This window comes from Pseudomonas paralactis, from assembly GCF_001439735.1.
GTDB classification, from domain to species: domain Bacteria; phylum Pseudomonadota; class Gammaproteobacteria; order Pseudomonadales; family Pseudomonadaceae; genus Aquipseudomonas; species Aquipseudomonas paralactis.
Genome location: NZ_JYLN01000011.1, coordinates 32,491 through 46,037 on the forward strand (window position 1 = coordinate 32,491; position 13,547 = coordinate 46,037).

Genomic DNA, 13,547 nt, shown 5'->3' on the forward strand with positions numbered 1-13,547 from the left:
CTGAAGAAGGTAATGAAGAAATGAAAGCGTTATTAGTTATGGCCCTGAGCAGCTTGTGCGCCACCGCCGCCCTGGCCGACGAGGCCCCGACTGAACTGGCTGGCCGCAACGCCCCGATTGTTGAGGATTACACCTACAGCACTCACTTGGATGTGGCTAAAGTAGTGTCCATGAGCAGTATTCCGGAAGTCTGTGAAGTTGTTCCGGTAAAGATGGAATATGAAGACTCCCAAGGTCAACGACACATCCTCAACTATCAAGTGATGGGCAATGGTTGCTCTAACGGATAACAACTTGGTTATTTAGATTCAACCCGGATCTTGGTCGCCGCAAGAAATCAATCTTGCGGCCAAGAACCCACCTCGAATACACCGCAAATCAAATGTGGGAGCTGGCTTGCCTGCGATGGCGGTTTCAGCCACGACGTCCCATACAGCCCTTCTCACCTGCTCCCTCCCCTCCCCATAAAATTTCTCCCAACACCCGTCAGAAATTTCCATCCCCAGCAAAGCCTTGCAAACACTCGCTCTGGCCGAAAACCACGTCATTTTGGCGCGCTCAAGTGACCATCCGCCGCAACACAAACCCAAATTTTTCCCTATAATGCGCGGGTAAATCGGGCCTGCAATATCCCTTTACACTGGGACGAAGAGCCAGACCTGAGGCATCCCGCGCGAGCTTGCACCTACCGCTGCGCACCTCAAGCCTCACGCAGAGCACCCGTAGCCCTATTCCGTTTAATGCGTGCGCTAGCTGCAACAAACGATTCCTTAAGATCCACCGCGGCCCTAGGGCCGTGTGAACACCCAACCATCCGGTTTCACACGGGCACCTTTGAGCCCTCACGCAGGAGACGACACGTCATGCTGAGCTGGGACGAATTCGACAAAGAAGATGAAGGCGAAGTAGCCACCAAAGGCGCCAACGCTGGCCACGCCACCGAAGCCAACATGGACCGCCTCGACGGTGCCGGCGCTGCCGCCGCCATCGAAGCCCGCGCCGTCACCGCCAATGATTCGGCCGCCATCGTGCGCGCCAAGGCCGCCCTGGACAAACTCGACGTCGCCGAAGGCCTCGCCGAACTCGAAGGCGCCTCCGCCCGCGTCGCCGTTGACGAAAAACGCATGATCAACTGCCGCGCCGACCTCAACCAACTCGTGCCCTTCAAGTACGACTGGGCCTGGCAAAAATACCTCGACGGCTGCGCCAACCACTGGATGCCGCAAGAGGTCAACATGACCGCCGACATCGCCCTGTGGCGCAACCCTGAAGGCCTGACCGACGACGAACGTCGCATCGTCATGCGCAACCTGGGCTTCTTCTCCACCGCCGACTCCCTGGTTGCCAACAACCTGGTGCTGGCCGTGTACCGCCTGATCACCAACCCGGAGTGCCGCCAGTACATCCTGCGCCAGGCCTTCGAAGAGGCGATCCACACCCACGCCTACCAGTACTGCATCGAATCGTTGGCCATGGATGAAGGCGAGATCTTCAACATGTACCACGAGATTCCATCGGTCGCCAAAAAGGCCGCCTGGGGCCTGAAGTACACCCGCTCGATCTCCGATCCGAAGTTCGAAACCGGCACCGTTGAAACCGACAAGGAACTGCTGCGCAACCTGGTCGCTTACTACTGCGTACTGGAAGGCATCTTCTTCTACTGCGGCTTCACCCAGATCCTGTCCATGGGCCGTCGCAACAAAATGACCGGCGTGGCCGAGCAGTTCCAGTACATCCTGCGCGATGAGTCGATGCACCTGAACTTCGGTATCGACGTGATCAACCAGATCAAAATCGAAAACCCGCACCTGTGGGATGCCGAGATGAAGGAAGAAGCGACCCAGATGATTCTTCAGGGTACGCAGCTGGAGATTGAATACGCGCGTGACACCATGCCTCGTGGGGTGTTGGGCATGAATGCGGCGATGATGGAGGATTACCTCAAGTTCATTGCTAACCGTCGTCTGTCGCAGATCGGCTTGAAAGAAGAATACCCAGGCACGACTAACCCGTTCCCGTGGATGAGCGAGATCATGGATTTGAAGAAAGAGAAGAATTTCTTTGAGACCCGCGTGATTGAGTATCAAACGGGCGGTGCGTTGAGCTGGGATTGATTTCCAAGCTAAGTAATACTCAAGAGCCCTGACTTGTTCAGGGCTTTTTTATGCTCATTGAACTGAACAACACTTCCTACAGGACGAATCATCCACGTAGCGATTGATTCAAATTTCGATGCTATCTAGGCTCATTCGCCGGTGCCTAAGAAACGCCCGACGTAGAAGCAAGCCTTTAATCACACGGCAAAATCTCGCTTGGCCTCATCAAGTGAGTTAGACGCTGCTATGGGCTTCGCCGGTTGGGGTTTCTTAGACCGTCCTCTCTACGTTGGGGTCTTAGCCCTTCAGCAAATCGCGTAGAGGTCATATGGAATGTCCAATCAACACCTGCCCAAGTTACCGCTCACTGAAGACTTGGCCGCGAGCAAAAGTGCCTTGGTGGCGAAAGCTCATGCAACCTTTCAGAATGAAGCCGAGACTTTACTGACCAAGGCGACCATCAACTCCGACCAATCTGTAGGAAATTTCGTAGACGCAATAATGGCTAAACAGTATCGTCCGAGGGTGTTCCACCCTCGGCGGCTGTATGGATACGCAAAAAAGTAATACCGGATGGAGCGATGAGGAGCTTGAAGCTTCCGTGGACGGCTATCTGAAAATGTTGCAGCTGGTAAATTTAGGCCAGCCGCTGAACAAAAAATCCGAACACGAGCTTCTGCGCGAAGGCGCTCTAAGCGCTCGATCTTTGGCATCGGTCGATTACCGTATGCGCAATATTTCTGCTGTGTTTGAAATACTGAATCTAAAGCCAATTACTGGTTACACCCCCGCAAAAAATGTCGGATCGGGGGTCGTTTCTCGCATCAGCCGAATGTTGGCACAACGGGGTATCGTCGAGTTTAAAGACAACGCCCCAACGTTTGATGAAGAGTTACTTGAGCAGCGCGCAGCAAAGCTTCAAAGCAAACCTATCAAGGTCCAACCCGAGGGCATCACTGCGCCGCAACAGGTCACTACAACCAGCACATCCTATGTACGCGATCCGGTAGTACGGGCCTGGGTGCGTCAGCAAGCAGGGGGAATTTGCGAGGGCTGCGGCCTGCACGCGCCCTTTAATCTGGACAATGGTCAGCCATTTCTTGAAGTACATCACGTCAAGCACCTGGCCCAGAAGGGTTCGGATCGCATCACCAATGCTGTAGCCTTGTGCCCCAATTGCCATCAGCGTTGTCATCGGTCGAGTGATCGGGTGGCTTTCACCGAAGGGCTTTACGCGAGGATCGGAAGATTGACACCGGAGTAGACTCCAACTGTCACACTTGATGCACGCTTAAAAACTATTAGGTAGGACCGAGGCCAACCCGTGTACCCAGACATGCTCGAAGCCGAACCTAAGGCCTAAGTACTCTCTGCCTCCGACAAGCCTACACTCTCTTTTTTCGTTCAGAACCAGCGCTTGACCTTCCACTTCATAGGAAGTGCAAATCCGTGAGCCAATATGCCGAAAAAGGCAATCCACTCGATGATTGGATATTGAATAATAAAATCAGTCCTAACCCCAAAAAAAGGAAACTCGCCATACTTAATCACCTCAATATAGGACACCACAAAATAGCCGTTATAGACCACACAAGAATACAGCTTTATATAATTCAAATTACACCCAGAAAACCTCCTTTTCAGAGCATAAGCGGACCATACACCACCCATCACAAACAATATCGACCAAAGCACAATCATTCATTAAGCCTTTTATATATTTGCCTACCAGTTTCGTAGTCGGTATAAGCTTCCAACCCTAACGGCGCGGCACCCATAGTTTTATAAGCCCGCTCTTTATCTGATCTTATGTATCTAAACAATCGCCATGCGTCAGGTTTAATCACACGCCTACCAAGACTGTACATTGACAATCCTATATCCGTACCACCGTAGGCTAGGTCGCCTTCACGCTCACCATATCCAAATGACGTTGCTGCGGCGCGATATGCGCTCCTGACTGGTCCCGCTGTATCTGAGACATCATTCATTAAATTGCGACCGTTCTCATAAATATTATTAGCGCCGTGCGCCATAATCGGGATACCCGCCAGCAAACACAGCGTACCGACTGAGGCGTAGCAAATTCCTGCTCCCGTCGCAAATTGGAGCGCGCCCGCGATAACCCCGATGCCTTTCCTCCCCACCTCCAGAGATTGGTTTATGAGGCTTTCTTGTTCTTGCTTTATTTCTTTCAACCCCTGATCAATAGTTTTCCTGCCTTCCTCAACATCCCTAACAATACTCCGCGCGTAATAAGCCACCTCCCGATTGAATTGCAGCCGAACAATCCCATCATTAATATTACGAGCACTGATGGTACAAGCTTGGTTAGTCAGATACGCCGCAGCCTGGCTAACCACCCAGATGTTGTGAAATGTGGGCTGCTGTTTCCTATCTTTTTTATTCACCGGCCTGTCTCCCAAGTACTGAAGCCACTTGTACCCGCCTTATGGTGAGTCCAGATTATCTCGCGATATTTAAGCGCAACATGCTCTTGTGCCTCTGCATCAATATGCAAAACAGAATGCGGTACGTCGACAGTGAGGTCGGTGATGATGCAGCCTCGAATATCGACGCTGTAGTATTTTTCATGCCAGCCCGATTGGGCGATACGGTAAAAATTGATGACGCAGTTGAGCTCTTCCCTGTTGGAAAGCGCTACCGCCAGCAAGGGTGACGATTTGTCGATATTTTTGGTAATGGCAATCGGCCCATGACTTGACGCCCTGACGTTGCCCCTGTTGGCCATATTATGGTGGAAGGACAGCACCATTATCTCGTCGCAGTGCCCTTCTTGCCACTTGTTGCCTATAGAGTCGTGAGTCGAACATTTTGCAGAAATGAGGCCTTGGGATTTGCCGTTGATGGTCATGTAGCCGTGGTTTGCCATAGGGTTAACGCCTTGTTGTTTTTGGCATTTACCATACGAAAAATTGCAAATAGGAAATATCGGAAAGTTCGCTTTAAGTGGTACGAGCGGTATGTAGGAAATTTAACGCACAGTTCGATCAGTCAGCCAAAACACTTGTACGAACTGCCCGCGCTCGCTCTTGAGTGAGCGTGCCGGAACCTCGGAAGCCCCACTCCTGGCTCAGGGGTAGTAAACTCGTATCGCCATAAACGCATGGCCCGTCGCACGCACACAGAAGAGCGCAGAGGCTGACCCGCAGCGGCCAGGCTGAACCGTCAACCTGAACCCCGACAGGCACGCGCCAGTCACAACGCTATGAAACCGCCCTACCTGATAAGGACCACCCGTGAACCCAGACATGCTCGAAGCCGGCCCCGCAGACGCCAAAGTACTTTCCGTCTTTGACTTCGACGGCACCCTCACCCACCACGATAGTTTCGTGCCCTTCCTCAAGTTTGCCTTTGGCACCGGTGAGTTTTATGGCCGGATGGTCAAGCTGGCGGTGCCGGGGCTGCGGTTTTTGGTGCGGCAGATCAGCCGGGATGAGTTGAAGGCGCAGTTGATTCGCACCTTTATGACTGGGGTGGAGAAGACGTGGGTGCAGCAGAAAGCCGAGGAGTATTGCCAGCGCAATTGGGCGCGGTTGATGCGCCCGGCGGGGGTGTTGTCGGTGGAGCAGGAGTTGGGCTCGGGGGCGGTGGTGACGTTGTGCTCGGCGTCGCCGGCGTTGGTGTTGCAGCCGTTTGCCGATCGGCTTGGGATCAAGTTGATTGGGACTGAGCTTGAGGTGGTCGACGGGGTGTTGACCGGCAAGCTCACTGGGAATAACTGCCGTTGTGAGAATAAGGTGCTGCGGCTTGAGGCCGTGTATGGCGACCTGGGGGAGTATCGGCTCAGGGCCTGGGGCGATACGCGTGGGGATCGGGAGTTGTTGGCGGCGGCGCAGGATGCGCATTTTCGGCATTTTCATGCGAAGAAGAAAAAGCGAGCTCGGTTGCAGCGGTGATGCGGGTGAGTGGGGTTGGCGGGTGAACCGAGGTGATCCCTTCGCAGCCTCGCTGGGGCTCGACAGCTCCCACATTTGATCCGTGCATCTCAGTGGAATGGTGTTTACGTTGTGGTTTTGGGGTCCACGCCGAGAGCCGTTGCAGACGCTTTTACCGTCAGGCTTCTTGAGCGGACCACGCGTTGCAGGTTCTTGCTGATATTTACACAGGATCCGGCTATTAATAGCCAAACCGCCCACGGACCCGAGCCCCATGAAATTCGACACGGCCTACAGCCTGACTCTCGATGAAAAATTGTCGATCTACGACGTGCGAGAGCTGAATTTCGACGAAACCGCTGACTTCGATTCCGACGGGGAGCCTTTCCTCTGCCCCAACGACGCGTGCCGCGCAGCGTTCGATGCCGGTAATGTGTTGAGCACCTTCAACGCCAAAAACGTCAATTACCTGCGCACCCCGCACTTCAAGAACAAACCCGGTACCCGGCATATCAAGGGCTGTCGCTATGCCAGCGACCATAAGACCGCGACCGGTGAAAGTGACGACGAGCGCGAGGACAATTTCCCTTCGGAGTTTGTACTGACACGGCGTCAGTATTTGCGTAAATCGCCGGCTATCAATACCGATGCAAGCCCCTCACCAGAGCCGGCAAGCGTTGCTGAAAACCGCACGCAGACATCCCACCCCAACAACGACACCGCCCCGGACAAAACCAGTGTGTTTGCCCACCCGGTGGAATGTTACGTGTCGAACATTGATGACAAGGACAAGCTCAAGGCCATGCCCTTGAAGATCGGTGAGCACACCGCGACCTACTGGGCTTTCTTCAAGAAAATCGAATACCTGCAAGACAACAAGGGCTTGATCTACTGGGGCAGGATCAAGGTAATCAAAGACTACACCAGCAGCTTTCGCATCGATTTCGAAAAGAAGGTGTGGTTCGATAAAAAGCCTTATTCAGTCAATGTCTACCTGAGCAAAAAGATCATCGACAGCTACCGCAAGCGCACGGCTTTCCTGGAACAAATCAAGGCCGCAGCCGGCAGCCAACGGCCGCTGTATTGCTTCTTCTACGGGGTGACACCAGAGCTCAAGCAAGTGCCCAGCAAACAAAACCCCGAGCAAATGTTCAGCGTATTCAGCGCAAATATCGAGAACCTGGATCACCTGATCATTCGGGAAGCGCCAGGGATTGAGTGATCGGGGAGCTCAGACGCCGAAAAATAATCGAGTGGATGAGCGGTACAAACAACTGTACAAAAACACAGTATAGTTGTGCCTCCCCTGTCGAACCTGGAGAACCCCCATGTCCTCTCTGGCAATGAGCTCTTTTGTAGAACAGCAGATCGTCCTGCACCAATTCACCCCCAAACACAGCGCGCAGGCCCGCGTCATGCTGGGCTGGAGCCGTGAACAACTGGCTCGCCAGACTGGCGTGGCGGTAGAGGCGATTCAACAATTTGAGTCCCACGGCGACGTGGATGATGAGACCCGTTTGATCCTGGCGTTTTGCCTGGAGGCACAAGGGCTGGTGTTTTTCCCGGGTTTTGCGCCGGGGTGGGGCATGAGTGCGCGCAGGTTTGATACCGCAGCGGCGCAACCGCCTGCACAAGGCATTATCGCTCGGTTGATGGGTTCAACAGCGGCAACAATTGACCCATCAGCGCCTCAACCGAATGGTGCGTAGCGTCCAGCCGGATCACCGGGCAGCTCAACGGCTTCAACCAGGTTTCATGCCGACGCAGGCTACGTATGAGTTCTGTATGCCATGGCGTCCCTCCATGGCATTGAGTGTAAACCGTGAAGCTTCAGGCCGGCAGGCTCAGTGCCTGGCACTCCTTTTGCGATGTGAGATGACCTGAGCGGTCAAAGCTCAGGCTTGGTCGCCGCTTGTGCGGCCTGCTCATACCCATGGGCCACCGCCAACAACGTGGGCTCGCTCAAACGAGTGCCGAAGAAGTGGGCCGCCGTGGGTAAACCGTCTTCGGTGGTGCCGGAGGGTACGGTGATACCTGGGTAGCCGGCCACTGCTACGCCGAAGTAACTGTTGGTATCAAAATCCGACACTATGGCGTCCAGTGTGTGCGTCTTGATCGGCTCATCCACGGTGCTGCGAAAATCCTGAATAAGTTCGTTCCACGCCGTTTCGCGCGACGCTGGGTCCAGTGTGGAGTCATTAATTTTTTTGAGGTCGGGTTGATGATCGGTGTCCTTGCCATCGCGGTCTTCGTTGAACTTGATCAGCTCTGTCAGTGACTTGACGGGTAATCCCGTGCGCTTGGCCAAATAGCCATTCAACTCCTCCTTTACATCCGATAACAACAGTTTCTCATAGCCTGAGGCATCGGCTATACGCAGGTTAATCGGCACTAAAACCGCCCCTTGTGCCTCAAGCACTTCCAGTGTTTTGCTGAACTGTGCGCTGTTTTCCAGGGCCTGAACTTCACCGTTTGCAGTAAACGTCACGGGGTAACCAATACGCTTGCCCTTCAACGCATCGGGTACCAATAACTTCGTGTAATCAACCTCCACGCTCGCCGAATCATGAGATTTGCGGGCAGACATGGCGTTGAGCATCAGCGCCACGTCGAACACCGACCGAGCCATCGGGCCCGGTGTGTCCTGGTGCTGACTAGCCGGGATAATGCCATCGCGATCCAGCAAACCGACGCTAGGCTTGAGCCCCACCACGCCATTGAGTGCTGCGGGTACGATGATCGAACCGTTGGTTTCGGCCCCCACCGCCAAGGGTGCCAACCCTGCGGCGACGGCGGCGGCCGAACCGGAACTGGAGCCGCCAACGTCCGCGTCCGGATGATGAGGGTTGCGGGTTTGCCCGCCGCGGCTGCTCCAACCATCGGGGGTGCCGCGAAAACCCGCCAGCTCCGTCATGTTGGTTTTAGCGAGGACTATCGCGCCCTGGCTGATCAGGTAGTCCACCAACGGAGCGTTCTTGCCTGCTGGCGCCCCTACCAGCGCAAACGCACCTGCACTGGTTTGCATACCCTGCGTTTCAATAGTGTCTTTAAGCAAGATAGGGATGCCGTGCAGCGGCCCGCGCACCTGACCATTGGCTCGTTCCTGGTCCAGCGCGCGGGCGGTTTCGAGCGCTTGCGGGTTGAGCTCAATAACAGACCTTAGTTGCGGATCCAGCGTGCGAATGCGCTCTTGCAAATACGTGACCAGCCCTTCGGAGGTGAAGCCCCCCGGTCGTGACATCTGCTCAGCCAGTTCGCGCACACTGGCATATTCCGTGCCGGCGGGAACCGGTGTTGAAATCGCTGGCGACGATTGAACAGGCAAATTTTTATGTGAGTAGTTAACAAAGAAACTCACACCAGCGCCGATACCAAACATGAAACATCTCCTGAGAGAGTAAGAAATGACGAAGGATCCTCGTTGATCCAGGCGCCAGTCTAAAAACTCTGCTCCCGCCAAGAAGCGCGACACCGCTGGTTCATCCCGTGGGATTGTTCAGCACCGTCTGTACTCAAACCAGACGTTGAAAATTGCGGTACCCCAGTACCAGTGCCGCAAGCGAATCCTTCGACCACCGCGCACCGTAGAACCACAACAGCGCACCGTCCTCAAGCGGTTCGTTAAGCCTTGGGTAACCACTCCAGCATGCGTCATGGAAGGCGGCGTTCTGGCTATCGGCTACCAGAGCGTCCAGTTGATACGCGTGCACAAGCTCATCAATTTCATTGCCGCCAGGGTGCGGGTCATCGGCGCGGCGCGCAGGCACCGCCACCACGTTGGTTCCGGCCCGGCGCAGTACATCCAACGCGTGCAAAAATGCCGCCCCGTGTTCGATCGGTGCTTGATCATGCCCCCACCGCTGGGCGAACCCCACCCGCCTGCCGCTCAACGTCGGGGCTGCGCTGAAAGCGCTGTTGTTCTGTACCAGCGGCACCTGAACCATCACCGGGCCTGAAGGCTCCAGGCCGCTCAAGGCAATCAATGACAACGAGGGATCGCGTGCAGGTTTCAGGGGCAGAGCCGGCGCGTTATAGCCGGGGATGGGGATGCGACTGGCCGGGATCGCACCGGCATCAAACGCGATGCCGCGTGAGCCTGCGCAATCAGTAGACGGGGGGACACTGGCAAAGCGTTCCTCAAGCTCGGGCGCTGGCTGCTTGGGTGGGCAAGCCATACCGACTCGCCAATACTTGCTGCATTTATTTTCCATCGAAACCACCCCCGAAATATAAATTTGCGGGGATCATCGCACCCATGGCTGATGCCTGTCGCAGCCTTGAAACAGCTTGAAAACTCATTTCTCGTAAAAATGAGTTTCAATCGATGAGGCGCTCTTGGGTGCCCAGGCTTTCCACCTCCAACCACCATGCATGACCGCGTTCAGGCTGGTTTAAGCGAAACGCCTGCCCCATCGCCGGGGTGGTGATCGATACATTGCGTTCCCAGGCCAGGGCCATGATGCGGTCGAAGGGTTCGTGCCAGGCATGGAACGCCAGATCGAAGGTGCCATTGTGAATCGGCAACAACCAGCGCCCTTTGAGATCAATATGCGCCTGCAACGTTTGCTCAGGCTGCATGTGCACATGGGGCCAATCGACGTTGTATGCACCGGTTTCCATCAGGGTCAGATCAAACGGACCGTACTGCTCGCCAATGCGCTTGAAACCATCGAAATACCCAGTGTCGCCACTGAAAAAGATGCGTCGCGCATCGTCGATCATCACCCAGGAACACCACAGGGTCTGGTTGCTATCAAACAGGCCGCGCCCGGAAAAGTGCTGTGCCGGGGTAGCGATAAAACGGATGCCATCGACCTCTGTGCCCTGCCACCAATCCAGCTGACGGACTTTACTGGCGTCGACGCCCCATTTGATCAGCGTGTCGCCCACACCCAATGGCGCCAAAAAGAAGCGCGTCTTGTCAGCCAGTTGCACTACAGCCTGGCGGTCGAGATGGTCGTAGTGGTTGTGGGAAAGAATCACCGCTTCCAGCGGTGGCAGCGCTTCAAGGCTGATAGGTGGGGCGTGGAAACGCTTGGGGCCTGCCCAACTGAACGGCGAGGCGCGCTCGGCGAACACCGGGTCGGTGACCCAGAATTTACCGCGCATCTTCAGCAGCACCGTCGAGTGCCCAAGGCGGTATACCGTGTGATCGGGTGCCGCCAACAACTGCTCACGGGTCAGCGGCTGCACCGGGATCTGCCCCGCAGGCCGCGTAGTGCGTGGTTTGTTGAACAGCATGTTCCAGAAAATGCGCAAGGTTTTGCCAAGCCCGCCGTGTTGCACCGGGGCGTCATTGGTGAAGTGCCCCTGGTCCTGCCCGGCAGGCTGGAGCGCTGCAGGCGCAGGGTCGACACGGGTTGAAATCGTGGCCATTACCGAGTGACTCCTACAGTACACGGAATAATTACACTGCACAGTGTAGTTTCTAGATTGCAACAAAAGCCCGAGCAAGTAAACTGCCGAGTGTAATTTCCTGATTGAGTCGAACGCTATCCATGACTGCCCCCAAGCGCCTCACCGAACGTAAACGCGACGCCATTGTGGCGGCGGCGATTGCCGAATTTCGCGAGAACGGTTTCGAGGTCACCAGCATGGACAAAGTTGCCGCCACCGCCGGCGTTTCCAAGCGTACGGTGTACAACCACTTCCCCAGCAAGGAAGAGCTGTTCGCCGAGATACTGAGCCAGCTGTGGGCCAGCAGCGTTGCCCAACTGGACGTGAACTACGCCAGCGACCGCCCCCTGCGCGATCAACTGCGCACGTTGCTGGAGGCGAAGATGAAGATGATGTCGGACGCCAACTTCCTCGACCTGGCGCGTGTGGCCATTGCCGCCACCATCCACTCGCCTGAACGTGCGCAAGACATGGTCAATCGCCTCAGCGCACGGGAAGAAGGGTTTACCCAATGGGTACGCGCCGCCCAGGAAGACGGCCGCCTGAACTGTACCGACCCGGCTTTCGCGGCTCACCAGATCCAGAGCTTGCTCAAGGCCTTTGCTTTCTGGCCGCAAATCACGCTGGGCCAGCCCACTCTCGATGCAGCCGCCCAGGCCGATGTCATCGAATCTGCCATCGACCTGTTTCTCGCCGGCTACGAAGTGCGCACCCCGCCCCTGCCTCAGGACCTCTTGGCGGGGCGACATTAAAGGTCGCTTTTGGCGCATTCACCCGCTGTTTGCGCAAATGGCCTGAAAGGACACTGATTATTCCTGCGGGAATAATCGACAATATCGGCCGCTTTTATCCGATCATCGGCTTTTGACCGGTGACGCTTGCTGTCGCACCCGTAAAAAACAGCTCACCCAGGACACTATGGAAAACAGACGAGGCAAAGGGCTTTCATTTGCCAGACGTATCTACAAGCCAAGGATCATCGGCCTGGGTATCGGTAGCATCAGCGTAATCGGCGCGTTGTATCCCTTGTCGATGCCCGGTTGGGTATGGGCATTGTTGCTGTTCAATGGCCTTGCCTGGCCGCACGTGGCTTATCTGATATCGACCCATTCGCCGTTTCCCTATCAGGCCGAACGGCGCAACCTGCTGTATGACTCATTGTCGGGCGGTTTCTGGGCGGCAGCCACCCAGTTCTCGCCGCTGACGGCCGTGACCATTTTGTCGATGATGGCCATGAATAACGTCGCTGCCGGCGGCACACGCTTGTTCCTGCACGGGCTGCTCGCACAAGCCGTCGGCATCGCAATCGCCTGGGGCCTGTTCGGGATCACGTTCGATTCCAGCGTCAGCCTTGTCGAGGTCTACACCTGCCTGCCGATGCTGACGCTCTACCCGATGGCCATCGGCATGGTCTGCTATCAGTTGGCAATCAAACTGTCGCAACATAAACGCGCCCTCAGCGCCCTGAGCCGCATCGATAGCCTGACCGGCCTGCTCAATCATGGCTCGTGGAAAGACCTGCTCAACCTCAAGTTCCACAAGTGCCAGCAGCTACAAGGCCAGGCGACCATTGCCTTGATCGATGTCGACCACTTCAAACGCATCAATGATAAGCACGGCCATACCGTCGGCGATGCGGTACTGCGCCAGTTGAGCCTGGACTTGCGTCGGCACCTGCGCGAAGAAGACCTCGCCGGCCGCTACGGAGGTGACGAGTTCTGTGTGATCCTTCCGAAGATGACCTTGCAAGAGGCCGCGCAAGTGATGGAACAGGTGCGCGAAACATTCAGTAACTACCGTAATGCGCAAACTCCTGAATTGCGCGTGAGCCTGAGCATCGGCCTGGCGGATTTTCAGCCGACCTTCAAGGATGCGCTTATGTGGCTCAACGCTGCGGACAACGCGCTGTACGCTGCCAAAAACACCGGCCGCAACTGCGTCAGGACCAGCGACGGGAGATCGCCTGTTCGGCCGCAGTTGTCTGATAACACCTCGTCCGAATCTTCCTCGGCCAGCCTGCCGCAATAGCATAATGCCGCCATTGGTCGGCTATCCAAAAATGCCCCTGCCCATACGGCGAACTTCTGGGCCGGTCGATCACTCTGAACCCCTTGTTCCACCCCCCCTCTGTCAGCACCCGGAAGCTGGCAATGAG

The 13,547-nt window shown here is 55.7% G+C and carries 13 protein-coding genes; 8 read left to right on the forward strand and 5 right to left on the reverse strand.

The window, feature by feature from the left end:
• Nucleotides 1-20: 20 nt before the first annotated feature.
• The 3 genes from TX23_RS23040 (at nucleotide 21) to TX23_RS27565 (ending at nucleotide 3,360) form a co-directional block, all read left to right on the forward strand.
• A complete protein-coding gene (locus TX23_RS23040) occupies nucleotides 21-290 on the forward strand; it encodes a DUF2790 domain-containing protein (RefSeq protein ID WP_057704176.1) in 270 nt (89 codons plus the stop codon).
• Between the two features lie 573 nt (nucleotides 291-863).
• Nucleotides 864-2,114, forward strand: coding sequence for a ribonucleotide-diphosphate reductase subunit beta (locus tag TX23_RS23050; RefSeq protein WP_057704178.1), 1,251 nt, complete (start codon nucleotides 864-866; stop codon nucleotides 2,112-2,114).
• A gap of 529 nt (nucleotides 2,115-2,643) precedes the next feature.
• Entirely contained in the window at nucleotides 2,644-3,360 is a 717-nt protein-coding gene (locus TX23_RS27565) for an HNH endonuclease (protein ID WP_082629697.1), read from the forward strand.
• 433 nt (nucleotides 3,361-3,793) lie between these two features.
• On the opposite strand, the gene TX23_RS23070 is transcribed toward TX23_RS27565, so the two are convergent.
• Together TX23_RS23070 and TX23_RS23075 are read right to left on the reverse strand one after the other, a co-directional pair.
• Nucleotides 3,794-4,507 (reverse strand): DUF4225 domain-containing protein, encoded by a 714-nt coding sequence (locus tag TX23_RS23070; protein ID WP_057704182.1) that lies wholly within the window; start codon nucleotides 4,505-4,507, stop codon nucleotides 3,794-3,796.
• Nucleotides 4,504-4,989 (reverse strand): Hcp family type VI secretion system effector, encoded by a 486-nt coding sequence (locus TX23_RS23075; RefSeq protein WP_057704183.1) that lies wholly within the window; start codon nucleotides 4,987-4,989, stop codon nucleotides 4,504-4,506. The genes TX23_RS23070 and TX23_RS23075 overlap by 4 nt, the downstream gene beginning before the upstream one ends.
• 379 nt (nucleotides 4,990-5,368) lie before the next feature.
• On the opposite strand from TX23_RS23075, the gene TX23_RS23080 reads away from it, so the two are divergent.
• From TX23_RS23080 to TX23_RS23090, 3 genes are all read left to right on the forward strand, one after another.
• A complete protein-coding gene (locus TX23_RS23080; protein ID WP_057704184.1) occupies nucleotides 5,369-6,016 on the forward strand; it encodes an HAD-IB family hydrolase in 648 nt (215 codons plus the stop codon).
• A gap of 253 nt (nucleotides 6,017-6,269) precedes the next feature.
• A complete protein-coding gene (locus TX23_RS23085) occupies nucleotides 6,270-7,217 on the forward strand; it encodes a hypothetical protein (protein WP_057704185.1) in 948 nt (315 codons plus the stop codon).
• Between the two features lie 106 nt (nucleotides 7,218-7,323).
• Nucleotides 7,324-7,704 carry a helix-turn-helix domain-containing protein gene (locus TX23_RS23090; RefSeq protein ID WP_057704186.1) on the forward strand — a complete coding sequence of 127 codons (381 nt, stop codon included), beginning with the start codon at nucleotides 7,324-7,326 and terminating at the stop codon, nucleotides 7,702-7,704.
• Nucleotides 7,705-7,883: 179 nt separating this feature from the next.
• Here the strand turns inward: TX23_RS23090 and TX23_RS23095 are convergent, their stop codons facing one another.
• The 3 genes from TX23_RS23095 to TX23_RS23105 form a co-directional block, all read right to left on the reverse strand.
• Nucleotides 7,884-9,374: an amidase family protein gene (locus tag TX23_RS23095; RefSeq protein ID WP_057704187.1), complete on the reverse strand. Its 1,491-nt coding sequence runs from the start codon at nucleotides 9,372-9,374 to the stop codon at nucleotides 7,884-7,886.
• Nucleotides 9,375-9,507: 133 nt separating this feature from the next.
• A complete protein-coding gene (locus TX23_RS23100) occupies nucleotides 9,508-10,206 on the reverse strand; it encodes a hypothetical protein (RefSeq protein ID WP_082629698.1) in 699 nt (232 codons plus the stop codon).
• A gap of 106 nt (nucleotides 10,207-10,312) precedes the next feature.
• The gene (locus tag TX23_RS23105; protein WP_057704189.1) at nucleotides 10,313-11,371 is read right to left on the reverse strand and encodes an MBL fold metallo-hydrolase; all 1,059 of its coding nucleotides are present in this window, start codon (nucleotides 11,369-11,371) and stop codon (nucleotides 10,313-10,315) included.
• 122 nt (nucleotides 11,372-11,493) lie between these two features.
• Between TX23_RS23105 and TX23_RS23110 the strand changes: the two genes are divergently transcribed.
• Together TX23_RS23110 and TX23_RS23115 are read left to right on the forward strand one after the other, a co-directional pair.
• The gene (locus TX23_RS23110; protein WP_057704190.1) at nucleotides 11,494-12,144 is read left to right on the forward strand and encodes a TetR/AcrR family transcriptional regulator; all 651 of its coding nucleotides are present in this window, start codon (nucleotides 11,494-11,496) and stop codon (nucleotides 12,142-12,144) included.
• 166 nt (nucleotides 12,145-12,310) lie between these two features.
• Complete coding sequence (locus TX23_RS23115) at nucleotides 12,311-13,420, forward strand: diguanylate cyclase (RefSeq protein WP_057704191.1); 1,110 nt, start codon at nucleotides 12,311-12,313, stop codon at nucleotides 13,418-13,420.
• Nucleotides 13,421-13,547: the final 127 nt, after the last annotated feature.